This is a genomic window from Actinotalea subterranea, assembly GCF_008364845.1.
Taxonomy (GTDB): Bacteria; Actinomycetota; Actinomycetes; order Actinomycetales; family Cellulomonadaceae; genus Actinotalea; species Actinotalea subterranea.
The window spans coordinates 69,665-93,590 of the sequence record NZ_VTTP01000004.1 but is presented as its reverse complement, the minus strand read 5'-3'; the positions used below and the strand labels follow the sequence as shown (position 1 = coordinate 93,590).

General features: G+C 74.8%; 22 protein-coding genes and 1 tRNA gene. 5 read left to right on the top strand and 18 right to left on the bottom strand.

All coding sequences use genetic code 11. The annotated features are described in order from the left end of the window. Positions 1-32: 32 nt before the first annotated feature. The 5 genes from FZ988_RS09115 to FZ988_RS09095 form a co-directional block, all read right to left on the bottom strand. Positions 33-1,532: a thioredoxin domain-containing protein gene (locus tag FZ988_RS09115; protein WP_149203713.1), complete on the bottom strand. Its 1,500-nt coding sequence runs from the start codon at positions 1,530-1,532 to the stop codon at positions 33-35. A gap of 78 nt (positions 1,533-1,610) precedes the next feature. Continuing rightward, the gene (locus FZ988_RS09110; RefSeq protein ID WP_149203712.1) at positions 1,611-2,147 is read right to left on the bottom strand and encodes an ATP-binding protein; all 537 of its coding nucleotides are present in this window, start codon (positions 2,145-2,147) and stop codon (positions 1,611-1,613) included. 229 nt (positions 2,148-2,376) lie between these two features. After that, complete coding sequence (locus FZ988_RS09105; protein WP_149203711.1) at positions 2,377-2,640, bottom strand: hypothetical protein; 264 nt, start codon at positions 2,638-2,640, stop codon at positions 2,377-2,379. Between the two features lie 25 nt (positions 2,641-2,665). Next, on the bottom strand, positions 2,666-3,652 hold the full coding sequence (locus FZ988_RS09100; RefSeq protein WP_149203710.1) for a hypothetical protein: 987 nt from the start codon (positions 3,650-3,652) through the stop codon (positions 2,666-2,668). A gap of 9 nt (positions 3,653-3,661) precedes the next feature. Beyond that, positions 3,662-4,279, bottom strand: a complete 618-nt coding sequence (locus FZ988_RS09095) for a pentapeptide repeat-containing protein (protein ID WP_149203709.1) — start codon at positions 4,277-4,279, stop codon at positions 3,662-3,664. Between the two features lie 74 nt (positions 4,280-4,353). On the opposite strand from FZ988_RS09095, the gene FZ988_RS09090 reads away from it, so the two are divergent. The 4 genes from FZ988_RS09090 (at position 4,354) to ligD (ending at position 9,567) form a co-directional block, all read left to right on the top strand. Continuing rightward, the gene (locus FZ988_RS09090) at positions 4,354-4,623 is read left to right on the top strand and encodes a DUF2277 domain-containing protein (protein WP_149203708.1); all 270 of its coding nucleotides are present in this window, start codon (positions 4,354-4,356) and stop codon (positions 4,621-4,623) included. A 91-nt stretch (positions 4,624-4,714) separates the two neighbouring features. Further along, a complete protein-coding gene (locus FZ988_RS09085) occupies positions 4,715-4,951 on the top strand; it encodes a hypothetical protein (protein ID WP_149203707.1) in 237 nt (78 codons plus the stop codon). A gap of 415 nt (positions 4,952-5,366) precedes the next feature. Then, positions 5,367-8,285: a helix-turn-helix transcriptional regulator gene (locus FZ988_RS09080; RefSeq protein ID WP_246169368.1), complete on the top strand. Its 2,919-nt coding sequence runs from the start codon at positions 5,367-5,369 to the stop codon at positions 8,283-8,285. A 154-nt stretch (positions 8,286-8,439) separates the two neighbouring features. Then, the gene (gene ligD / locus FZ988_RS09075; RefSeq protein WP_149203705.1) at positions 8,440-9,567 is read left to right on the top strand and encodes a non-homologous end-joining DNA ligase; all 1,128 of its coding nucleotides are present in this window, start codon (positions 8,440-8,442) and stop codon (positions 9,565-9,567) included. Positions 9,568-9,705: 138 nt separating this feature from the next. Here the strand turns inward: ligD and FZ988_RS09070 are convergent, their stop codons facing one another. From FZ988_RS09070 to FZ988_RS09055, 4 genes are all read right to left on the bottom strand, one after another. Beyond that, positions 9,706-10,581 (bottom strand): VTC domain-containing protein, encoded by an 876-nt coding sequence (locus tag FZ988_RS09070; protein ID WP_246169367.1) that lies wholly within the window; start codon positions 10,579-10,581, stop codon positions 9,706-9,708. Positions 10,582-10,591: 10 nt separating this feature from the next. Then, complete coding sequence (locus FZ988_RS09065; RefSeq protein WP_149203704.1) at positions 10,592-11,278, bottom strand: DUF4956 domain-containing protein; 687 nt, start codon at positions 11,276-11,278, stop codon at positions 10,592-10,594. Between the two features lie 94 nt (positions 11,279-11,372). Further along, positions 11,373-12,422 carry a LacI family DNA-binding transcriptional regulator gene (locus tag FZ988_RS09060; RefSeq protein ID WP_246169365.1) on the bottom strand — a complete coding sequence of 350 codons (1,050 nt, stop codon included), beginning with the start codon at positions 12,420-12,422 and terminating at the stop codon, positions 11,373-11,375. Positions 12,423-12,498: 76 nt separating this feature from the next. Further along, positions 12,499-12,720 carry a hypothetical protein gene (locus tag FZ988_RS09055; RefSeq protein ID WP_149203702.1) on the bottom strand — a complete coding sequence of 74 codons (222 nt, stop codon included), beginning with the start codon at positions 12,718-12,720 and terminating at the stop codon, positions 12,499-12,501. 217 nt (positions 12,721-12,937) lie between these two features. Here FZ988_RS09055 and FZ988_RS09050 point away from each other — a divergent pair, with 217 nt between their 5' ends. Continuing rightward, positions 12,938-13,171: a PLDc N-terminal domain-containing protein gene (locus FZ988_RS09050; RefSeq protein WP_149203701.1), complete on the top strand. Its 234-nt coding sequence runs from the start codon at positions 12,938-12,940 to the stop codon at positions 13,169-13,171. A gap of 112 nt (positions 13,172-13,283) precedes the next feature. On the opposite strand, the gene FZ988_RS09045 is transcribed toward FZ988_RS09050, so the two are convergent. From FZ988_RS09045 to FZ988_RS09005, 9 genes are all read right to left on the bottom strand, one after another. Then, positions 13,284-14,645, bottom strand: a complete 1,362-nt coding sequence (locus FZ988_RS09045) for a DUF4153 domain-containing protein (protein WP_246169364.1) — start codon at positions 14,643-14,645, stop codon at positions 13,284-13,286. Between the two features lie 540 nt (positions 14,646-15,185). Next, positions 15,186-17,114 (bottom strand): S8 family peptidase, encoded by a 1,929-nt coding sequence (locus FZ988_RS09040; protein WP_149203699.1) that lies wholly within the window; start codon positions 17,112-17,114, stop codon positions 15,186-15,188. A gap of 215 nt (positions 17,115-17,329) precedes the next feature. Then, entirely contained in the window at positions 17,330-17,764 is a 435-nt protein-coding gene (locus tag FZ988_RS09035) for a VOC family protein (protein ID WP_149203698.1), read from the bottom strand. Positions 17,765-17,899: 135 nt separating this feature from the next. Continuing rightward, positions 17,900-17,972: transfer RNA gene (locus FZ988_RS09030), tRNA-Thr, on the bottom strand. A gap of 103 nt (positions 17,973-18,075) precedes the next feature. Next, positions 18,076-19,587, bottom strand: coding sequence for an alpha/beta hydrolase (locus FZ988_RS09025; RefSeq protein WP_246169362.1), 1,512 nt, complete (start codon positions 19,585-19,587; stop codon positions 18,076-18,078). A gap of 281 nt (positions 19,588-19,868) precedes the next feature. Continuing rightward, entirely contained in the window at positions 19,869-21,005 is a 1,137-nt protein-coding gene (locus FZ988_RS09020; protein WP_149203697.1) for a DNA polymerase III subunit delta', read from the bottom strand. Continuing rightward, a complete protein-coding gene (tmk, locus tag FZ988_RS09015) occupies positions 21,002-21,724 on the bottom strand; it encodes a dTMP kinase (RefSeq protein ID WP_149203696.1) in 723 nt (240 codons plus the stop codon). The genes FZ988_RS09020 and tmk overlap by 4 nt, the downstream gene beginning before the upstream one ends. Positions 21,725-21,779: 55 nt before the next feature. Further along, positions 21,780-22,787, bottom strand: coding sequence for a Gfo/Idh/MocA family protein (locus FZ988_RS09010; protein WP_149203695.1), 1,008 nt, complete (start codon positions 22,785-22,787; stop codon positions 21,780-21,782). A 19-nt stretch (positions 22,788-22,806) separates the two neighbouring features. Beyond that, a complete protein-coding gene (locus FZ988_RS09005; protein ID WP_149203694.1) occupies positions 22,807-23,829 on the bottom strand; it encodes an iron-containing redox enzyme family protein in 1,023 nt (340 codons plus the stop codon). Positions 23,830-23,926 lie beyond the last annotated feature (97 nt).

The following is a 23,926-nucleotide window of genomic DNA, read 5'->3' as shown; positions in this document are numbered from 1 at the left end:
ACGCGAGGGGCACGCCGTCGTCGGCGCCTGGCTCAGACCTCGGCCGGGCTGGTCGTGCGGGCACGGCGCACACGGGTCGTGACCGCGTGGATGATCCCCGCGAGCGCGAAGGCGCCGGCGAACAGGAGCAGCGCGCCGAGCGGGCTCTCCATGACGGACGGGTCCACCACCATCGCGCCGGCGAGCGCGAGCATCGTCACGCCGGCGACCAGCTTGAGCAGCTGGCCGTGCTTCTCCTGCATCTTGGTCGCGCGCATCGTCACGACGGCGAGGCCGAACACGACGAGCTCGTCGAGCAGGAACGGCACCATGTACACGAGGAAGAGCCCGGCAGCCTCCGCGAGCCCGACCCCGTTGGCCTGCAGCAGGCCGGTCCACAGCACCGGGAACCCCGCCGTGCACGGCGTCTCGAGCAACGACACCGCGACCGCGAGCGCGATGGTCGCCGCGAGCGCCGGGACCAGGGCGTGGTGCCCGGCCGCCGTCCGCACGCGCTTGTAGATCCCCGGCTTCGCGGAGTCCTTGATGGTGAACGACAGGCCCTTCTTGAACGCGAAGTAGTCCTTGACGCTCACGGCACCGAAGATGCCCGCGGCGATCGCGACGCCGACCTGGATGGCCCCCAGGTGACGCACCACCGTCAGGGCGGAGTAGATGCCGGCCATGTACACCGCGTACATCGCCGCGGTCACCGTGAGGAACGTGAAGCCGATCGCCAGCACCCGGCGTCGCGAGGCCGTGCGGACGACGATCGTCAGCAGCACCGAGATGACCCACAGCGAGCACGGGTTCACGCCGTCGACGAACCCGATGACGAGCGTCGAGACGAGCAGGGAGCTCTCCCCCAGGTCCACCTCGCCGAGGAGCGGGACGTCGACCGTCGCACCGCTCTCCTCGTCTGCGGCGCACGCGAGGTCCTCCTGGGAGCACGTGCCCGCTCCGGGCGTCCCGTAGACGCCCGCGGGTACGGGCTCACCGCCGGCCGCGAGGTCGATCGCGGCGCCGACGTCCTCGGCGATCGCGTCGGTCCAGCCGATCCACACGCGCTCGCCGATCACAGTGGTCGGGACCGACGACGCCTCGAAGCCGAGCTCCTCACCCGCCGCGACGAACACGTCCTGGCCGGCCTCGTCGAACCAGACCTCGTGCTCCGTGACGGTCAGGGTGGGCACACGCTCGACGGCGTCCTGGAGCCACTCCCGCTCGGCCTCGCACCGCGGGCAGCCGTCGCCCCAGTACAGGGTGAGCTCGACGGGTTCCGGCGCCGTGTCGGTGGCGAGCCCGGCGGCTGCGAGTGTGGCCGGCCCGGCTGGCGCACTCTGCGCAGCGGGCACGACGTCGGTCGCAGCCGCGGCGGGGGCGGCGCCGAGGAGCGTCAGGAGGCCCATCACCAGCGCGGCCAGCGACGTCAGCAGAACCGGGACGACCCTCTGCGAGCGCAGTGCGCTCGGTGCGCTCGGTGAGCGCGGTGCGCGCGGTGCAAGGCGGGCACCGCGGACGACGCCGCGGGGCGTCACCGTCGTCGGTGCCATGCGGCCCCCTCGTCCCTGATGAGCGACGCTGCCATTCTCGGCGGGCGGCGCGCCCGGGGGTGGGCACAACGTCCTTGCCTAGAAGTCCTCGAGGTCGAGCTCGAACCACACCGTCTTGCCGCCCTCGTCGTGCTCGTCGACGCCCCACCGGCTCGACATCGCCTCGACGATCGCCATGCCGCGGCCGTTGGGCGCGGACGGCTCGCGGTGCAGCACGACCGGTGTGCTGGCCCCGGCGTCGCTGACCGACACGCGCAGCGCCTCGGCCGTGCGCCGCAGCTGGACGCCGATCGCGCTGCCCTCCGCACCGTGGAGGACGGCGTTCGCGAGGAGCTCGCTCGAGAGGAGCTCGACGACCTGGTTCGCCATGCCGGTGACGCCGTGCTCGGCGCTCGTGCGGACCACCCAGTGCCGGCCGATCGCGACGGACTGCCGCTGACCGGGCAGGACGATGCTGATCAGACCGGGCTCCGCGCCCGGCTCGGGCACCTCCGGGGACGCGCCTGGCTCCCCGTCCTCGGCCGTCTGCTCCGCGGTCTGCTCGGTGCTCTGCGCACCGCCGACCAGACGCAGGGTGCTCCCGGACGACGTGCGGCGGGCTCGGTCGCCACTCATCGACCCTCCTGCGGTGCGTTCATCGACGGACAGCCATGCGGCACCCTCCCAGGGTGCGGCATCGCGGCGCTGCTGGCGCGCCGAGACGACCGTATCCCCTCCCGCCCGTGCGCCGTCCAGCGCGCGGCGCGGCCACCGCCAGGTCGTGACCTCGTCGTGACCCGCGACGCCGTGGGCCCGCGGGGAACCGTCGTCACGAGCCGGTTGCCACGCGCCGCGCCAGGGCCGCTCACCCGCGCGCGAGCTCGATGAGGCGCGGGATGCCGGGCGGCGCGGACGCGGAGAGCTCGAGGTACTTGGCCTCGGCGCGGTGGAGCCGGACGTGCTCGTCGAGCGTCCACGTGGGTCCGTTGCGCAGCACCGTGCCGCACGAGCACTCGAGCCAGACCGTCCCGTCGGGGTCCGACTGGAGCGTCCCCACCGTGTAGTGGGACGAGCGCGCACGGGCCTTGGCGTCCCGGAGCGCCGCGCTGACGGGTTCTTCGGTGCTCACGGGACCAGTGTGCCCGCCCGGCAGGTCACCCTGCCGCTCCGGACGCCGCCCGGTGCCCCGCCCGGACGCCGTCCTCCGTCGCGGACGCCGCGGCGACCGGGAACGAGATGCGGGCCGGTCCGATGACGACGGTCAGCACCCGCACGCCCGCGTACCGCGGGTCGTCCTCGGCCTCGATGCCGACGACGCGCGCGAGGGGGATCACGGTGCGTGCAAGCGAGTGCACGGGACGCCGACCACGGAGCCACCACTCGCGGCGGTGCACCACCTGGAGCTCACGGCCGTCACCCGTGACGATCGCGCCCTGCACCGTCATCGGCCACAGGGTGTGCAGCGCACGCGCGAGGGCAGCCCCCGCGCCCTGACCCGCGGGGACGACCTGCTGCCGGGCCTGGGCGCTGAGCAGGCGGATCCACGGCTCCGTGCGCGCGAGCTCGCGGTACGCGGTGACCAGCGCGACGTCCGGGCCCAGCGCGGTCAGGCCCAGCTGGGTGGGCGGCTCGACGCCCGCGGCCTCGCCGGCCACGCCCGCCGCGTCGGCCGACCTGGCCCGGGGGCCGCCGCCCCAGAAGGCCCGCAGCCCGTCGACGAGCTGCCCGACGACGTCCCGCGAGGACCCGTTGTAGTGGACGGTCACGGGCCCCTCGGGCAGGGCGGTGAAGAGGGTGAGGCGACCGTCGAGCAGGTCCGTGGCGTCCTCGATCGCGAGCAGCTCGGACGGCGCCACGACGTGCGTGCGGACCTGGTCCTCGACCCTCGTGAGGACCGTGAGGCCGCTCGTCTGGAGGATCAGCAGGTGGTCGTAGAGGTCCATCGACGGCAGCGCGTCACGGCGCTCGATCGGCCGGGGGACCTTGAGGACGAGCTGCGTGCCCGTGAAGTCGATGGGGTGGCGGCGGAAGAGGGGCGGCACCTCGTCCGGGCCCGTGACCGGCAGGACCCACGGACCGAACGCGTCGTACTCGGGGGTCGACCGGAAGACCGGTGGGCCGTGCTGGGCAGCCCTGCTCATGGGGCCAGGCTAGCCCTCACCGGCGGCCCTGACATCGAGCCCGAGCGCCTCGGCCACCAGCACCGCCTGGTCGACCGTCACGACGGCTCCCCTCAGGTCCACCGTCCCGGGATCGATGCCGGTGAGGTCGCTCCCCCGCAGGTCGCACGACCGCAGGTCGGCGCGGTGCAGCGTGGCCGACGTCAGGTCCGCGTCGCGCAGCACGGCGTTCTCGAGCCTTGCACCCGTGAGGTCCGCCTCGCGCATGCGTGCGCCGGTGATGCGCGCCGTCCGCAGGTCCGCGCCCGCGAGCCCGACGAAGCTCCAGTTGCCCCCCTCGACCGTCATGACCTGGAAGGTGCAGCCGTCGAACGCCGAGCCGACCAGCTTGCAGCGCACCAGACGCGTGTCGAAGAAGGTGCAGCGCACGAACGTGCAGTTCACGAACGCCGACTCGGTGAGCACGGCCGCGTTGAACCGGACGCCGCGGAGCACGCACTCCTCGAACGTGGTGCGCTCGGCCGTCACCTCCGTCATGTCCACGTCGACGAACGCGACGCGCTCGAACCGCTCGTCGGTCAGCACCCGGGCGTACCAGTCCTCGCCCACCACCCGCGACGTCGTCGCCGGACCTCGCCCGTCAGCCATGCGCCGATCCTGCCGCACCCCTCGGACACGAGGGACCCGCGACAGGGGGGCCGGGTGGGTCGTACCGTCGGAGCATGTGCCGCAACATCCGCCCTCTGCACAACTTCGAGCCGGCCGCGACGCCGGACGAGGTGCACGCGGCCGCGCTGCAGTACGTGCGCAAGGTCGCCGGCACCACGAAGCCCTCCCAGGCGAACCGCGAGGCGTTCGACCGCGCGGTCGAGGACGTCGCGCACGCGACCCGTCACCTGCTCGAGGCGCTCGTGACCGCGGCCCCGCCCAAGGACCGCGAGGTCGAGGCGGCCAAGCGCCGCGCCCGTTCCGCCGCCCGGTACGCCTCATGACACCCCCGTCGACGCCGGTAGCAGCCGCCCCGGTGACCCCGTCCGGGACACGCGGTGTTCCGGACCCCCGCGGAGGAGGACACTTGTCCTGATGCCTTCCCATCCGACCGGCAAGCGCCGGTACCTCGCCACCAGTCCCTTCAACGCCGCCCGGGAGGCCGCCCTGGCCAAGGCGGTGCCGATCCCGGTCGGTGCACGTGTGTCCCACGAACGGCACGGCCTCGGCCGCGTCATCGCTCTCGACGGCGACCAGGCGGTCATCGTGGACTTCGGCGACGGCGAGCGTCTGCGCGTCGCGCTCGACAGCCCGCGTCTCGAGCGGCTCTGAACCCGGGTCCCCGACCCGCCTAAGGATCCTTAGGCGGCCGCGGACCCGGACCTCAGCCACATACCCGTCACCCGCCCGATCCGCGGTGCGGCGCCTCATCGGCACGGTGTGACGTGCAGGCAGTCAGCCTGCACGTCGAGCCGGAGGCCGAGATGAACGCGACATGGGGACCAGAGCTCGAGACCGAGCTCATCTACCGGGCGGACCTCGCCGACCGCCGTGAGCGCATGGCCGGTGCGGGCCGTGGGCCGTCCGCGGGAGGGGGCCGCGCGCGCCGGACGTGGCGCCGTCGCCGCGAGAACGCTCGCGCCGCGACCTCGCCCGCGCAGGGGCCAGCCGGGGGGCCGTCGACCGATCGGTCCGCATCGCCGGACGAACCTTCCGGGCGTCAGTGGGCGCTGCAAGGATCGGGGGCATGGCCCGTAGCGCGATGAGCAGACCGTTCGTCGCCCGCGACGCGCAGGTCCGAGCCTTCAGGGACGCCCTGGAGCGCGCGGGCCGGGGGGAGCCCAGCGCGGTCCTCCTGGGGGCGGACGCGGGCGTCGGCAAGACACGCCTCCTCACCCACGTCAGCGACCTCGCGACGCAGGCCGGCGCCACGGCCGTCACCGTCCACTGCGTCGACCTGGGCGAGGTCGGGCTCCCGTACCTCCCCTTCGCCGAGGCCCTCGCCCAGCTGCGCGCCCACGGGGACGTCGTGGACCGCGCGCTCGAGGCCCGCCCGGCCCTCGCCCGCCTCCTGCCCTCGGCCGGACGCGAGAGCCTGTCCCGCGCGGAGGACGAGGCGGGCAGGCTCCAGCTCTTCGACGGGATCGCCGCGGCTCTCGGCGGCGTCGGACGCCCCGGCGCACCGCTGGTCCTCCTCGTCGAGGACCTGCACTGGGCGGACTCCTCGAGCCGCGACGTGCTGCGGTTCCTCGTGGCCCGCATGCGTGACGAGCACCTCCTGGTGGTCGCCACCTACCGCACCGACGACCTGCACCGGCGGCACCCGCTGAGGCCCATGCTCGCCGAGCTGTGGCGCCACCCGCGCGTGGAGCGCATGGACCTCGGGCCGTTCACCGACGAGGAGCTGCGCGAGTTCGCGACGGCCCTCACCGGGCACACGCCCCCCGAGGACACGCTGCGCAGCGTCATGGCGCGCTCCGAGGGGAACGCGTACTTCGCGGAGGAGCTGCTCGACGCGGGCGCCGGCCCGGGCCTGCCGTGGTCCCTCGCGGACGTGCTGCGGGCTCGGCTCGAGCGGCTCGACCCCACCGTCCAGCACCTCGCGCGCGTCGCCTCGGTCGCCGGCCGGACCGTCAGCGAGCCGCTCCTGCGTGCGGCCTCCGCGTCCGACCCCGGCCTGGCCGGTGACGCGTTCGACGGCGCGCTGCGGGAGGCGGTCGCAGGGCACGTGCTCAGCGGCGAGGACGGACGGCTCGCCTTCCAGCACGCCCTGCTCGCCGAGGCCGTGTACGCGGACCTGCTGCCCGGCGAGCGCGTCACGCTGCACCGGGCGTACCGGGACACGCTCGTGGCCGAGCCCGGCCTCGGCTCCGCCGCGCAGCTCGCCCACCACGCGCTGCGGTGCCACGACGCACCGACGGCCCTGCGCGCCTCGCTCGACGCCGCGCGGGACGCCGGCGGCGTCCTGGCGCCGGCCGAGGAGCTGCGCCACCTCGAGGCGGTCCTGAGCCTGTGGGCATCGGTCCCGGACGCCGAGCGGCACAGCGGTCACGACCGGATCGAGGTCGCCGCGTCGGCCGCCGCGGCGGCGAGCCGTGCGGGGCTCGACGACCGGGCCGCTGCCCTCGGACGGGAGGCGGTCACCGCCGCCGCCGACGACCCGGTCCGGCAGGGCGTGCTGCGGTCCGAGCTCGCGCGGCACCTGCTCGCGATCGACCGTGACGACGAGTCGCTGGCGGAGGCATCCCTCGCCCTGGCGTCGATCCCCGACGACCCGCCGAACCTCGCGCACGCCTGGGCGCTGGCGATCCACGCGCGCACGGCCGTCTCCAAGGACCGTGACGTCGAGGCGACGCGCAGCGCCGAGGCGGCCGTCGAGGAGGCGCGGCGCCTCGGGGACGCCGCCGTCGAGGCCGATGCGCTCGCGACCCTGGCCGTGCTCGTGGTCGACGACCGCCAACGGTCCGCCGACCTGCTCACGCGCGCCCGGCAGCGCGCGCACGACGCGGGCGACCTCGTGACCGAGCTGCGCGTCGGGTTCAACCTCGCGGCCAACCAGTACTACGCGGGCCTGCTCGACGACGCGTCCCGCCTCACCGAGGAGGGCCTCGCCCGGGCGCGCGCGGCCGGGCTGACCTGGAGCGCGTACGGCGTGCAGCTCAGGGTGTTCTGCGACCTCGTGCGCTACGCGCACGGCGACCTCACGGCCTCCCCGCCGTTCGACGTCGCCCCGCCGCCGAGCGCCGCCAACGTGCTCGCGGCGGTCCGCCTGTACGCCGCCGTCGCCCGGGGCGACACGGACGCGGTCGAGCGTGGCCGAGCGCTCGACTCGCACTGGGACCGCGACGGCCAGGTCGCGCTCGTCGCGGGCGGGTGCACGACCGACGCGTTGACGTGGGTGGGGCGCACGGACGAGGCCGTCGACGTCGCCACGGCCGTCATCGAGCACCTGGGCCGCGCCTGGAACGACTACTTCCTCGGCGGCATCTGGCTCGCGGCCCTCGGCCTCGCCGCGCTCGCCGACGGTGCGCAGGCCGACCGGCTCGCGGGCATCGACCCGATCCTCAAGGTGCGTCGCGGCGACGAGCTCCTGGAGCGTGCCATCCGCACGGCCGAGCGCGGCCGACCGCGGGGCGGTCGGCTCGGGCCCGAGGGGCGCGGCTGGCTTGCGCGCGCACGGGCGGAGCACGGGCGTCTGACGGGACGCAACGACCCCGAGCTGTGGCACGAGGCCACCGTCGCCTTCGCCTACGGCTACCGCTACGAGGAGGCGCGCAGCCGGTGGCGGTGGGCCGAGTCGCTCCTCGAGGCCGGCGACCGCGTCGCGGCACAGGCCCAGCTCGCCGCCGCGGCCACCGTCGCCCGGGCCATGGGCGCGCGCCCGCTCGAGACCGCGACGCAGGCCCTCGCCCGTCGCGGGCGCCTCGACGTCCCCGGCGCGCGCCCGTCCGGCGTCGAGCTGCTCACCGCGCGGGAGTCCGAGGTGCTCGCGCTCGTCGCCGAGGGCCTGAGCAACCGGCAGATCGGGGAGCGCCTGTTCATCAGCGGCAAGACGGTCAGCGTGCACGTGTCCAACGTGCTCGCCAAGCTCGGGGCGTCGGGCCGGACCGAGGCCGTGACGGTCGCCCACCGGCGAGGCATCCTCGCAGCGTCCGGCGACGCGTGAGGACGGCGGCGTCCGGAGACGCGTAAGCACGGCGACGTCCGGCGACGCGTGAGCACCGCGGCCTCCGGCGACGCGTGAGCACGGGCTCGAGACCGATGTGCCCCGCCCCGCCGCCCCCTCGCCAGGCCAAGCGTGAGCATCTACGGTGGCCTGCATGGCGCGCGCGACCACGCCGGCGGTGGAGCTCCAGGTAGGTGAGCGGACCGTCCGCGTCAGCAGTCCGGACCGGGTGGTGTTCCCCGCACGCGGGCTGACCAAGCTCGACGTCGTCCAGTACTTCCTCTCCGTGGGTGACGGCATCCTCGGCGCGCTGCGTGAGCGGCCCACGACCCTCGAGCGCTGGCCCAAGGGCTTCTTCGAGGGCGCGAAGATGGCGACCCGCGCGGACTCGACAGGTGACGCCTTCTACCAGAAGCGGGTCCCGCAGGGCGCTCCCGACTACGTCCGCACGTCGACCATCGCGTTCCCGAGCGGTCGTACCGCGGACGAGGTGTGCCCCACCGAGCTGGCGGTCGTCGGCTGGGCCGCCAACATGGGGACGCTCACCTTCCACCCGTGGCCGGTGCGGGCGACCGACGTCGACGCGCCCGACCAGATGCGCATCGACCTCGACCCCCAGCCCGGGACCGACTTCGACGACGCCGCACGCGTCGCACCGCACGTCCGCGAGCTGCTGCACGAGCTGGGCATGGAGGGCTGGCCCAAGACGTCCGGCGGGCGGGGCATCCACGTGTTCGTCCCGATCGAGCCGCGCTGGACGTTCACGCAGGCGCGACGCGCGACGATCGCGCTCGGCCGCGAGATCGAACGCCGCCTGCCCGAGCAGGTCACCATGAAGTGGTGGAAGGAGGAGCGCGGCCAGAAGATCTTCATCGACTACAACCAGATGGCGCGTGACCGGACCATCGCCTCGGCCTACTCGATCCGGGCCAACGCCCGCGCGACCGTCTCCGCGCCGCTGCGCTGGGACGAGGTCGGTCAGGTGCACCCCGACGACTTCGACGTCACGACGATGCCCGCCCGGTTCGCTGAGGTCGGCGACCTCTTCGCCCCGCTCAGCGCCCCTCCCCTCGCCCGTGACGACCTCGGCGCGCTCACCGGCGCGGCGATGCCCGACGGCGTCGAGCGTCGGGCCTTCTCGCTCGAGCCGCTGCTGGAGCTCGCGGACAAGGACGAGCGCGACCACGGGCACGAGGACCTGCCGTACCCGCCCGAGTACCCGAAGATGCCGGGCGAGCCCAAGCGGGTCCAGCCGAGCAAGGACCGGGACCGGCCCCGCTGAGGCACGGCCGGCGGCCGGGCCCCGCGCCGCCCCGCCACCCCGCTGCCCGCCACCCCGCTGCCCGCCACCCGCGCCGCCCCGTCGCCCCGAGCGGCGCCACCCGTGGTGCCGCGTGGCGCCTCGGTGCGGACGCCCGGGTCAGGCCCGCCCGGCGCCGAAGTGCCGGGTCAGGCTGCGCGCCCAACGGTTCGCTGGCAGGGTCGGGTCGAGTGCCGCGAGGCCCACGCTGTACTTGCTGATCCGCTCGGGTCGGTGGCCGGCCGCCCAGAGCCACCGGTCCGCCGGCGTCGCCGGTCCGGCGGACTTGATCTCCAGCACGAGCCGCCCGCGCAGGACCACTTCGGCCCCGGCGGTGGTCGACCCACCGGGGAGCCGGTCGGCCGGCGACCCGGCGGGGAGCCGGTCGGCCGGCGACCCGGCGGGGAGCCGGTCGGCCGGCGACCCGGCGCCCGGGCCCGCGGTCCCGCGGGCGGGCTCCGGTGCGGCGAGCCGCAGGTCGGAGTCGACGGTCAGGCGGGCCCCGGACGCGACGTCGACCACGGTGCACCGGCGGTAGGTCGTGCGGAGGCTGGGCCGTAGCTCGTCCACCGGGGCCTGGACGCCGAGCCACTCGCGCAGCGCGTCGACGTCGTCGGCCGTGAGCTCGGCGCGCCGGTCGACGGGGTGCGGGACCCGGCGCTTGACGGTCTCGTCGCGCGCGCCGCGCGTCTTGAGCTCGAGGACGCACGTCCCCGAGTCCAGGTACGTCCGGGTGCGGACCTTGTACCGGCGGCGACGCTCGTGGGCGGCCGCGCGGTGGGTGAGCAGGTCCGGGGTGTCGAAGTACACCGACTCGTACCCGAAGGCCGTGCGGCCGTCGATCGTCAGCACGGCGGCGTCGGCGAGGGTGGCCTGCGCGAGGCGGTCGAGGACCGCCGTGGTCAGGACGTACTTGCGGTCCACGCGCGTCTGGAGGTCTGCTAGCGCCTGGACACGTTCGAGGTCGATCGCGGGCAGCTGCTCGATGAGGGGCACCGGGACCGCCTCAGCGCCAGGCGAGGGCGTCGGCCGGCACGTCACGAGGGCTGGACGGGACGTCCGTCTCGCGCACCTGACGCCCGTCGGCGTCGCGGGCCGCGAGCCGTTCCCCGCCCGTGGTGCGCCGCCGGGCCGTCGCAGCGACCTGGTAGCGCACGTCGACCGTCATCGCGTCCCGGACGAGGTCCGTCCCCTGCACGACGACGCGGTGCACGACGACGGGCCTGCCGGTCCCGCCGAGCACCGTCGCGAGATGCGCCGCGAGCGCGGCCTCGTCCGAGATGACGCGGTCGAGCGTGACGAGCTGACGGCGGCTGCCCGCGGCGCGCGGCTGGTGGTCGACGAGGACGACGACTCCGACGAGGAGCGCCCCCAGCGCCGGCGCGAGCCACAGGGGCTCCGGCGCGAGACCGAAGATCAGCCCGAGGGCCAGTGCCGCGAAGTAGTACGCGACCTCCTCCTGGCTGATCTCGGTGGAGCGCAGGCGGATGATCGAGAGCACGCCGAAGAGGCCGAGCCCCAGCCCGAGGCCGACGCCGGAGCCCGTCAGGACGGTGGAGACGGCGAGGACGCCGACGTTGAGCCCCATGTACGCGAGCACCATGTCGCGGCGGCGGTGCTTGCGGTAGTAGGACCCGTAGGTCAGCGCGGTGACCGCCACGAGGTCGGCGATCAGCAGGACGGCGTCGTTCATGAGTGGCTCCTTGTGCGGGTTCAGCGTCAGGAGCAGGTCTACGCAGGTGCACTGCGCCGTCGCTGTGGCGTCGCTGTGCGGAGCCTGAGAGAGGTCAGGACGGTGGTGGGGCCGTGCTCAGGCGCACCACGAGCTCGGCCGGCAGCCGCACCTGCTGGGGCTCGTGCGGCTCGTCGGTCCGCGCGCGCTCGATGGCCGCGGTGAGGGCGCTCGCCGCGGCGCGGCCCTTCGCCGCCGCGTCCTGCCGGATCGTGGTGAGCGCGGGGCGGATGCGGCTCGCGAGCGGGCTGTCGTCGAAGCCGACGACAGACACGTCCTCGGGGACCCGCAGGCCCAGGTCGTGGGCCGCGTGGATGACCCCCCAGGCCATGAGGTCCGAGAAGCAGAGCACGCCCGTCGGGCGGTCGTCGCGGTCGAGCATGAGGAGCGCGCCGTCGTAGGCGTCGCGCTCGCTGTTCGTGTGGGTCTGCACGGCGGTGACGCGCGCCCCGGCGGCCTCGATGACGTCGAGCCACCCGGCGACCCGCTCGGTCGAGACGTACCCGTCGCCCGCCAGGCGCGGGTCGGCCATGATGCCCGCGGGCCTGCTCCACGCGATGGTGAGCAGGCCGAGGTGCCGGTGGCCGAGGCCCAGCAGGTGCTCGGCGGCCGCACCAGCACCACCCTGGTCGTCGAGCACCACGCTGTCCGCGCCGGCGACGGGCGGCTGCTCGACGAAGACCAGGGGCAGCTTGCGCTTGATGAGCCACTGCAGCGCAGGGCTGTCGCCCGCGCACGAGTAGACGAGCGCGCCGTCCATGGCGATGTCACGGGCGGGCACGAGGTCCGCCGACCCGTTCGACGGGAGCAGGGTCAGCGCGAGGCCGGTGGGGGCGAGCTCGCCGGCGACGGCTGCGAAGAAGCCGGTGGCGACGTCGTCGTCGAAGGCCGCTCCGACGGAGTCCTTCATGAGGACGCCGACGGCGCCGGTGGTCCCGCGGGCGAGGGCACGCGCGGCGGGGTCCGGCCCGACGTAGCCGAGCTCGTCCGCGGCGGCGAGGATCCGACGGCGCAGCTCGGCGGAGAGCTGGTCCGGTCGCGAGAAGGCGTTGGAGACCGTCATGCGGCTCACACCCACCCGGTCGGCGACCGTCTGCAGCGTCACCCGGGCCACGGCACCGCCCTCGTGTCCATGCTGGACAGGGTAGGCCGTGGAGCCCGGGTGACGGTCCTCGGGCACGTCAGCCGGCCTGGGTGCCGGCCTCGCAGTCGACGTGCGGGGTCAGGGCCTCGGCCGCCCGGTGCAGGGCGCCCGCGAGTGCGGTGCGGGTCCGGGGGACGCGCGGGCGCCGCGGGCGCCGCGGGCGTCCTGCGGGGACGACGGGTGCGCCCGGTCGGGCGCTCTCGACCTCGCGGATCACCGAGGCTCGTGAGAGGAGCAGTGCGAGTGGTGCGCCGTCCATGGTTCCTCCGTCCGTTGGGTTCTGTACCGATACAGTAGATCTCGGCTTCTGTACCGGTCAAGGGCTTTCTCGGGGCGGATGGCACCCGCCCGTGCACGGCGACCCGAGCACCGCGTCTCGAGCCGGGACCAACGGCTCTGTCCGCACCTGGCGACCGCGAGAAGCGTGGAAGACGGGCACCCGGCACGTCCGAGCGCCCGCACAGAGGAGGAGTCCCATGACCACCTACCGATGGAAGGACCTCACGGACGGCCAGAAGGCCGCCGCCCTCACGGCGGCGTCCGTCCAGCTGTCCCTCGCCGCGACCGCCTGGACGGACCTCGCGTTCCGGCCCGCCGCACAGGTCAGGGGTCGCAAGGGAGTCTGGGCGCTGGTGATCGCGGTCAACTTCCTCGGCCCGATCCTGTACTTCTGGCGCGGTGTGAACCACCACGCCGCCGCCGTCCCGTGACCGGTCGGGCCACCCCGGGGTGCGCCGGTGGCGCGACGCTCGGCAGGCCGCGGCCGCCGGCCGTCGGGGCTCGCTCAGGCGCCGGCACCTGGCGCACGCGTGGGCGTTGCGGTCAGCGCTTGGCGTAGGCGTCCGCGCACGTGCTGCCGCCCGGGGCTGATCCGGCCAGCTCGGACGCGCGCGCACGGCCCAGGTTCCACGCGGCGGCACCGCCGTCGGTCCCGCCGCGCACGAGGCACGCCCAGAGCGGGTCGTCGAGCGCGTGCAGCGCGGGCACGGCGTCGGCTGACAGGCCGGCGAGGTAGACCGTGTCGACGGGGACCTCGAGGTCCGCCGTGAGGTTGTGGCGCGCGATCAGCGCGTCGGGGTTCACGAGCGCGAGGGCGAGCACGCCCGCACCCGCCACGTGCACGACGGCACGCGGCAGCCACCCCGCGCGCCAGCGCACACCCGCCGCGAGGAGGAGGAGCAGCACCACGCCGAGCACGACCTCGGCCATCACCACGAAGAGCCGCAGGCGCGTCAGCCCGAACGCCTCGACGTACAGGTCCATGCGACGCAGCGCGGACGCGACCACGCCCAGCGTGCCGACGCACAGCACACCGAGCACGAGCCGGGAGATCAACCGCTCCCGCCCGGTCTCGCGCGGGGCGCGCCGCGCCGCGACGGCCACCACGACGAGCGTCAGCGCGGTGACCGCGACGAGCTGCGCGAACCCCTGGCGCGCGTACTCCGCGTAGCTGAGGCCGGCCGTCCCGAGGACGTGGCGGTGCCCACCCAGCACCCCGCCGAGCTGGACGAGCACGAATGCGAGGACGAGCGCGTCGAGCGCCACGAGCGGCAGGAGCCACTCCCCCAGCCTCGCCGGACGCCCCAGCGGCAGACGCACACCCGACCACGGCGGGGGCGCGAGCGCGAGGTGGGCGAGCGTCGCCGACGCCACCGCGACGAGCAGGCCCACGACGACCTGCCCGGGGAGCAGCTCGAGCTCGAGCCGGGGGACGTAGCTCGCGAACACCGCGTCCGCGCTCGTGAACAGGACGCCGAAGACGAGGAGCAGCCCGGCCGTGACGGCGAGGCTGCGCGCGGCCACGAGGACCTGGCCCCTGCGAGGCCCGGCGAGCGTCCCGGCACCCCGCACGAGCCACGGCAGGGTGCGCACGACGCCGGCGGCCCAGCTCGCACCGCTCGCCAGCACCGCGGGGCCACCTCTGGCCGACGTCGCCGCCACCGTGGAGAGCATCGCCGCAGCGAGGAGGCACAGCGCGACGACCCACCCCGCGTCGCGTACGGCGACCATCGCGACGAGCAGGACAGCTAGGCCGACGGTCACGAGGTCGAGCCACGCCCGACGTCGGACGAGCGCGGGGACTGCCGCAGCCCAGAGCGCGAGCCCCACGGCCGCGGCCCCGAGTCCCAGGTGGTGCCCGACGAGGAGGCCGCCGCCGGCGACCCCGACGATGCCGCTGGTCACCAGGGCGCTGCTCGGCACCGGCCGCTCGCGCTCCGCCCAGAACCGCGCCAACGCGTGAGCCAGGCGGCTCGGCGGCCGGTGGACCGTGACGCCCGGGCCCAGGTGCGGCGGGTACCCGGCGCCTGGGACGCCTGCCGGCAGGGCCGTCGCGCCCGGTCCGCCGGGCGACCGGGGCGCCGAACCGAACCCGCCCGGCGGCATCCCCATGACGCGTGCCTGACCCGCAGGCGGGCCCTCACCCCCGACCCCCCCGGGCGGGCCTCCCACCGCGCCGTGCGGGTGGGCGGGGATGCCTGCGCCGTCGCCCGCGGCCGGGGCCCGTGAAGGGCGAGGGGGTGTCGGCGGGGCAGGGGCATCGCTCATGAGCGTCACGCTAGAGATCCGCGCCCCCCGGGGCGGTTCGTCGGCGAGCGGGTCCGGTGCACGTTCTGTGCAGGCACGTGGAGGTCGGTGCAGACGTTGTGCATGCCGCTGACCTGCGACATCACCCGCGTTCGGCCGGCCGGCCGCGCGCCCGGCAGGACGCGCGGCCGGTGCGGGTCACCAGCCGAGGGCGAGGCTGTAGGCCCCGGGGCCGGCTCCGGTGCCGCCGGAGTAGTAGGCGACGCGCGCGTAGTAGGTCGCGGTCGTCGACCCGGCGTTACGCGTGGATGCCGCGTCCGCGCGGCCCGCCCCGAGCTCGCTCGACGCGACGAGGCTCCCGCTCGCGTTGTAGAGGTACAGGTCGTAGTCGGCGCTCGTCGAGCCGGGCGTGAGCGTCGCCGTCAGGGTCGCCCCGGCTGGCAGGCTCACCGCGAAGTAGTCGGTGTCGCTCGACGAGCCGATCGCGGCGCTGACGGTCGACGGCGCACCGACGGCGTTGGCCGTCCCGCGGGTGTTGTTCGGCTCCGCCTCGGTCCCGGTCGGCGGCGGCGTCGTCGTGCCCCCGCCCTTCGCTGCGGCGACTGCCGCCGCGGCGTCGAGCATGCCGGCGCCGCAGCCCGAGCAGGTCGCGACGAAGGGACGCGCGGTCGACCGGAGCATCGTCTCGACCTGGTCGGGTGTGAGCGCGCTGTTGGCCGAGAGCATGAGGGCCGCGACCGCCGCGACGTGCGGCGTGGCCATCGACGTGCCCTGGAAGTACGCGTACGAGTCGGCCCCGGGGCCGGCCGTGCCCGCGTTCAGGGTCGACAGGATGCCCCGGCTCGAGCCACCGCTCTGGTCGCCACCGGGTGCGGCGACGTCGACGAGGGAGCCGTAGTTGGAGTAGTACGCACGCGCGCCGGTCGGTCCGTACGCGGCGACGGCGACGACGCCGGAGCAGTTCGCGGGGCTCGACTGGGACACGTCACGGTTCTCGTTGCCCGCCGCGACCACGACGACGGCGCCGTTGGCGCGCGCGGTGGTGATCGCGCGCTGGCTGGTCGTGTCGCACGTGCCGCTGCCGCCGAGCGACAGGTTCAGCACGCGGGCGCGGTTCGGGTTGGCTGGCACGCCGGTCACGGTGCCGCCCGAGGCCCACACCATGGCGTCCGCGATGTCGGACGTGTAGCCACCGCACGTGCCGAGGACGCGCAGCGGCACGACCTTCGCCGCCGGTGCGACCCCCGCGACGCCGGCCCCGTTGCCCGCGACGGCGGCGATGGTCCCAGCCACGTGGGTCCCGTGCCAGCTCGACGCGGTCGCGGGCTCGCCTGCCCCGCACTGGTTCGCCGCGGTGTGGTCGCCCGGGTCGGCGGCATCCGCGTCGCGGCCGTTCCCGTCGTTGGACACCGAGGTGTCCGCGATCATGTCGTACCCGCCGACGACGTTCGCAGCCAGGTCCGCGTGCGGGCGGTAGCCCGTGTCGATCACCGCGACGTTGACGCCCGCACCCCGCGTGGTGTCCCACGCGCTCAGCACGTTGATGCCGACGCTGCTCGTCTGCAGGGCCCACAGCTCGGACCAGCGCGGGTCGTTCGGCGCCGCGGCGAGCGGGTGGAGGATCCGGTCGGGCTCTGCGTACTCGACGGTCGGGTCGGCGGCCGCCACCTCGGCGGCGATCGCCGCGACGTCGGCCTCGGGGACGGCGGTCCCGAGGCTCCAGACCTCGGCACCCTGTCCGGTGCGTCGTACGTGCTCGACGGAGGCACCCACGGACTGGGCCGCCGTCTGGATCCGGTCGCGGCGCTCCTCCTGGGTGGTCGCGCCGGGCGCCCCGCCCGGGCCCTGGGTGCGGTACTTCACGATGAGGCGGTCCGTGACACCCGGGTCGGGCGTGACCGCCTCACCGGGCGGCGGCGCAGCACCCGGTGTGCCCGCGGTGGCCTCGGCGCGGGCTCCCCCGGAGGCCGCGTCGGCCGGCACGGTCGCTGACGCGGCCCCGGCGAACGCGCCCGACGACGCGAGGAGCACGCCCGCTGCCAGGCCGGCGGCGAGCCGACGTCCGGTGCGCGACGGGGTCTGGTCGGTGGTCTGCGGGCGGTGCCGCAGCGCGGATGTGACCTGCATGAAGGCCTACCTCTCGGAGTGCGTCGATCACGGGCGACCGTCGGACGCAGGCCGGCGAGGTGGTGACGACCAGGTGCGCGACGTCGTCGTGGCGCACGCTGTCCCCCTGCCCGACGGCTGCGCGGCGCGTCGTGGGGGAGACCGTAGGTGACCCCTGTGACACGAGTCAACACCCGCTGTCACAGAGTCTGCGGGGGCGCGTCAGGCCCGGGCGATCAGTCCAGGCAGAACTCGTTGCCCTCGACGTCCTGCATCACGAGGCACGACTCGTTCTGCTCGTCGGCGAGCATGAGCCGCACGCGTGTCCCGCCGAGCGCGACGAGGCGCGAGCACTCCGCCTCCAGCGCGGCGACGCGCTCGTGGCCCACGAGGCCGGTGCCGACGCGCACGTCCAGGTGCACCCGGTTCTTGACGACCTTGCCCTCGGGGACGCGCTGGAAGAACAGCCGCGGGCCGACGCCCGTCGGGTCCTCGCACGCGTACCACCGGCCCTGGTCCTCGGGCGGGAGCGAGCGGTCGACGTCCTCCCAGGTGGCGAACCCCTCGGGCGGGGTCGGCTCGACGTACCCGAGCACCTCGCACCAGAAGCGTCCGACCCGTTGGGGCTCGGTGCAGTCGAACGTGACCTGGACCTGCTTGACGGAAGGCACCGACCCACCGTACGCACGGGAGCCGCCCTGGGGCATCCGGATCGCGCGCCGTCCGCGGGCCGCGGCCGTCACCGGTGCGGACAGACGAAGGCCCCGCCGCCGCGTTTCCGCTGGCGAGGGGGCCTTCGTGGAGGGAGCCGCCTATCAGAATCGAACTGATGACCTTCTCATTACGAGTGAGACGCTCTACCGACTGAGCTAAGGCGGCGCTGGTCGCACGCGTGCGTGCTACGAGCGGGCCCTACTGTACCGATCGCATGCCGAGGAGCCAAAGCGAGCCTCGCCACGCGCCGTCGGGCCGTCGGAAGGCCTCAGCAGACGAGCCCCTCCTCTGGCAGCGTCCCCTCGACGAGGTAGGCGTCCACGGCGTCACCGATGCACGGGCCGCCGCGGCCGTAGGCCGTGTGGCCCTCGCCCTCGAACGTCAGCAGGTGGCCCGACTCGAGCTGGTCGGCGAGCGCCACGCTCCACTCGTACGGCGTCGCCGGGTCGCCCGTGGTGCCGACGACGAGGATCGGCGCCGCACCCTCGGCGGTGATGGGAGCCCGCTCGACCTGCGACTGGAAGGGCCACGCCTCGCAGCCGACCGCCATGACGAACTCGCGGCCGAACGTCGGTGCGCTGACCGCGACCTCGTCGGCGAACGCGAGCATCTCGTCGTAGCTGCGCTCGACGACGGGGTAGTCGAGGCAGTTGATCGCGGTGAACGCCTCCATGGAGTTCGACAGGTACGCACCGTCGCCCGTGCGATCGAGGTAGTAGCCGGCGAGCTCGAGCAGGATCGCACCCGTGTTGTCGCGGATCGCCTCGTCGAGGGCCATGGTCAGGCTCGGCCAGGACGCGTCGTCGTACAGGGTCACGACGATGCCGTAGAACGCCAGCGCACCGTTGAGGACCTCGCCGCCGCCCGCGTCGATCGGCTTCGCCTCGACCCGCGTCACGAGGTCGAGGATCTGCTGCTTGCCCTCCTCGACGGAGCCCCGCAGCGGGCAGCTCGCGCCCGCCTGGCAGTCCTCGACGTAGGCGGAGAGCGCCTCCTCGAAGCCGATGGCCTGGCCGATGACCAGGTCGTCGTTGCTCATGGAGGGGTCGAGCGCCCCGTCGAGCAGCAGGCGTCCCACGTTCTCGGGGTACAGCCCCGCGTACGTCGCGCCCAGGAAGGTCCCGTAGGAGAAGCCCGCGTAGTTCAGCTTCTCGTCGCCGAGCACGGCGCGGAGCACGTCGAGGTCCCGCGCGGCACTCACCGTGTCGACCTCGCCGAGCAGCGGGCCGGTCGCCTCGAGGCACGACTCCCCGAACACACGAGTGCGCTCACGCGCGGCGTCGACGTCCGCCTGGCTCGCCATGGGCACGTCGGCCGTGAAGAACTCGTCGAGGACCGCATCCGTGCCGCAGTCGACCGCGGTGGAGCCGCCGACACCGCGCGGGTCGAAGCCCACGACGTCGTACGCGTCGAGGACCGGGTCGCCCATGACCCCGCTGACCGCGTAGTCGACGAACTCCGTGCCCGACGCCCCCGGGCCGCCGGGGTTGATGAGCAACGAGCCGAGGCGGTCCTCGGACGCACCGGTGGCGAGCGAGCGCTTGAGGGCGAGGCCGATCGCGCCGGCCTCGGGCGCGTCCCAGTCGAGCGGCACCTGGACGGTCGCGCACTCGTACGAGTCGCACGCCTCCCAGGTGATCTCCTGCTCGTAGAACGCGTCGAGCGTCGTCAGCTCCGCGGGTGCCGTCGCCGTGCCCGACGCCGTGCCCTCACCCTTGGGCTTCGACTGGACCTTGGGCGCCGCGCAACCGGCGAGCACGACGGCCGTCAGCGCGATCACCGCGGCTGCGCGGACGCGTACGCGGGCGGGGCCTGCGACGGGCCCACCGGGGCCGGAGCGCGGTCGGGCCGCGGTCCGGGAACGGGACGAGCGGGGACTGGCGGGGTTCACGGCGAGCGGCACGGAGCAACGGTAACGAATGCCGGGTGGCCAACCCGCCCGCGCGTGTGTGGGAAGCGTGTGAACCGCAGCACCCGGGCACCGGTCAGCCCTGGGGTGCAGGTATGCCTGCCCGACGCCCGTCAGCCCTGGGGGCCCAGGCCTGCCTGCCGGACGCCCGGTCAGCCCTGCGGGCGCAGCGCGACGGCCATGGCCTCCATGGCGAGCAGCGGCGCGACGTTGCCCGCCAACCTGGTCCGCGCCTCGCCGATCGCGTCCATCCGCCGGATCGTCTGCTCCGCGCGGCCCTCCGCGGCGACGCGACGCACGTCGGCCTCCTGCGCGGCGTTGACGAGCGCGACGTCGGCACCGAGCTGGACCACGAGGACGTCCCGGTAGAACGACAGCAGGTCCGTGAGGGAGCGGTCGAGCACGTCGCGCTGGGCCCGGGTCGCGCGCCTCTTCTGCTCGTCCTCGAGCTGACGGACCTGGGCGCGCAGGCTGGGCGGCAGGGTCTGGCCGCCCTCGGCGCCCAGCGTGTGCAGCAGCGCCGCCTTCTCGGCGGCGTCCCGGTCCTCCGTCGCGGCCTTCGACTCCGCGGTCGCGACCTCGACGAGGTCGCCCGCCGCGAGCACCGCGTCGCCCACGCCCCGGATCGTCGCCGCGAGGTTGAGCGTGCGTGCACGCCGCTCGCGGGCCTGGGGGTCGCGCGCGAGGCGCCGGGCCAGCCCGATGTGGCTCTGGGCGGCACGCGCCGCGACGTCCGCGACCTCCGGGTCCACACCGTCCCGCGAGACGAGCAGCGCGACCACGTCGGCGACCGGCGGGATCCGCAGCGCGACGCCACGGCACCGCGAGCGGATGGTCACGACGACGTCCTGCGGGCTCGGCGCGCACAGCAGCCAGACGGTGCGCGGAGGGGGCTCCTCGATCGCCTTGAGGAGCACGTTGGACGTGCGCTCGACCATCCGGTCGGCGTCCTCGAGGACGATCACGCGCCACCGCCCCTGCGACGGGGTCCGCTGCGCGAGCCCGATGAGGTCGCGCACCTCCTCGATCGAGATCGTGACCTTCTCGGTCGCGACCACGGTGACGTCCGCGTGCGTGCCCGCGAGCGACGTCGTGCACGCCTGGCAGTGCCCGCAGCCCCCCGCCTCGCACTGGAGGGCCGCGGCGAACGCGCGCGCGGCGTTCGAGCGGCCCGAGCCGGGCGGCCCGGTGATGAGCCACGCGTGCGTCATGGCCTCGGGCGAGAGGGTCGCGGCGCGCAGCACGTCGACCGCGGCCGCCTGACCCACGACGTCGTCCCAGACGCTCATGCGGTGCCGTCCGCGGCTTCGGCCGCGCCCGCGGGGGCCGCCACGGCAGGCGGGCCGGCGACGACCTGCGGCAACGCGGCGACGCGTGCGCGCACCTGGGCGTGGATCGCGTTGACGTCGGCGGACGCGTCGACGACGAGCCAGCGCCCCGAGGTGTCGGCCGCCGCGCGGTCGAGGAACGCCTGCCGCGTGCGTGCGTGGAACTCCGCACCGGCGCTCTCGAGCCGGTCGGGGCTGCCCGTGAGCCGCGTGAGGCCGACCGACGGATCGAGGTCGAGGAGCACCGTCAGGTCCGGCAGCAGGCCCTCGGTGGCCCAGAGCGAGAGGTTCTCGACCTCCTGGGCTCCGAGGTCCCGGCCGTTGCCCTGGTAGGCGACGGACGAGTCGAGGTACCGGTCGGTCAGGACGACCGCGCCGCGGGCGAGCGCGGGCCGCACCACCGTGTCCACGTGGTGCGCCCGGTCCGTCGCGTAGAGCAGCGCCTCGGTGCGTGCGCTCACGTGCTCGCCGTGCAGGACGGCGTCGCGCAGCTCCAGGCCGAGCGTCGTACCACCCGGCTCGCGCGTGCTGACGACGGCCCAGCCCTGCTCCTCGAGCCACCGCGCGAGGAGCGCGAGCTGCGTCGACTTGCCGACGCCGTCGCCGCCCTCGAACGAGACGAAGGCACCCGGCGGGGTGCTGGCGCGCGCCGCACCGGTCGCAGGGGTGGTCGAGGTCACGGCGTCAGGGTAGTCGGGCACCCGGACATCGACCGCGCCCCGGGAGCCGCCGCCCTCACTCCCCCGGGTAGACCACGCCCACCTGGCGGCGGATCTCGTCCATCGTCGCCATGACCTCGAGCGTGTTCTGCCACGTCATGACCGGGCTCTCGGTCGCCCCCTCGGCGACGCGCCGGGCGACCTCGGCCGCCTGGTACTGGAAGCCCCCGTCGACCTCCCTGTCGTACGTCCACCGCGTGCCGTCCTCGCGGACCACCGTGAACGAGGCCGGGCGGTAGAAGTCGCCCGTGACCTCGATGCGACCGGTCGTGCCGCCGATCATCGCCGTCGTGCCCGTGTGCGACCACAGCGTGGTGCTCAGCGCCGCCTGCGCGCGCTCACCGAAGCCGAGGGCGATGCTGATCTGGCCGTCCACGCCCGCGGGCGTCAGCGAGCCGACGGCCTGGATGCGGTCGGGCACGCCGAGCACGTCGTGCGCGAACGAGACCGGGTACACGCCGAGGTCGAGGAGCGCCCCGCCCGCGAGCTCGGGCGCGTGGATGCGGTGCGTGACCGGCAGGTGGCCGAACGCCTGGCCGTGGTCGGCGATGACCGTCACGACCTCGCCGATGTCACCCCGGGCGAGCACCGAGCGCAGCGCCACGACGTGCGGCAGGAAGCGCGTCCACATCGCCTCCATGACGAAGACGCCCGCGGCACGGGCGGCGTCGAGGACCTCCTGAGCCTCGGCCGCGTTGCGCGTGAACGACTTCTCGACGAGCACGTGCTTGCCCGCCGCGATCGCCAGCAGGGCGTGCTCACGGTGCTCGGAGTGGGGCGAGGCGACGTAGACCGCGTCGACCTGCGGGTCGTCGACCAGCGCCTGGTAGCCGACGTGCACGGTCGGGATGCCGTGGTGCGTCGCGAACCGCTCGGCGCGGTCACGGTTGCGGGATCCGACGGCGACGAGCTGGGCGCGCGTGTAGCGGTTGACCGCCGTCGCGAACGTGTTGGCGATCCAGCCGGGTCCCAGGATCCCCCAGCGGATGGGCGGGGCGGTGCGCGGGTCCTCGGCGTGTGTCATGGGGCAAACGCTAGCGCCGTCACGCCGCGATCGGCGCCTGCCCCCGCAGCGCCGACCGGCCCTGCTCCCAGTCCTCGAGCATCCGGGCCCCGGCGAGCCCGTCGACGGCCAGGTACGCGGCCGCGCCCCACAGCACGTCGTCGCGCACCTGCGGCTCGAGCTCCGCGAGCGCGCCCGCGAGGTCACGGCCGGCGATCTGCTCGTGCACCGCGTCGGCCTCGACGTGCTCGTCGAAGTACCCCGTCACGTCGTCGCCGTACCCGTGGCGGCGGAACCCGTTGGCGTACTTGCGGCACGGGATCGACGACGTCATCTCGAACGCCGCGAGGTGGCCCGTGATCGCCCCGCGCAGGCGTCGGTGCAGGCCGAACAGGCTCATCATGTTGACCGAGGCGAGCGTCGGCGCCGGTACCCGGTCCACATACGCGCCGTACGCGTCGTCCAGGCCCAGCGCGCGCATCGTCCCCGCGAACAGCTCGGAGTGGATGTACCCGGGGCGCCCGCCGCCGTACTCGTCCGCCTGGATCTCAATGAGCGCGGACTTGGGCCGCCCGCTCAGGCGCGGCAGGGCCCAGCTGTGCGGGTCGGCCTCCTTGAGGTGGTAGATCGAGCGGTGCACGACGAACTCGTGGAGCTGGGCGTCCGTCGCCCTCTTCGCGATGTACGCGGACACGCTCGGGCCGTCGTCGGCGGAGGTCAGGTCGAACAGGGCCCGGGCGATCTCCGGGGCCGTCCGCGCGTCGGTCGCGGGAACCGGCACCAGGTCACGGATCGCCGCCTCGAAGGGGCGCTCGAGGACGCCCCGCACACGCAGGAGGTCCGGCTCCCACTCCCAGGCGTCGTCCACGCCGTCGACGCCGCGGTAGTGCAGCTCGTACAGCACGAGCAGAGCGAGCTGGACGTCCTCGTCGGCAAGGACGTCGCTCGACCCCGACGCCGCCCGCTCGGCCGCCTCGAGCACCGCCGGCACGGGGCCGGGGGTGCCGACCAGGGCGTCGAGCAGCACCGTCGTCAGTGGTCCTCGGGGAGCGGGTCGTCGCATCGGTTCCTCCACGTGCCCGCCCCGCCGCGGACGCGCGGCGAGCCACGGCGGGCCCGACCACAGGCTCGCACCGGGCCGCCGCCCACGCATCCGGACC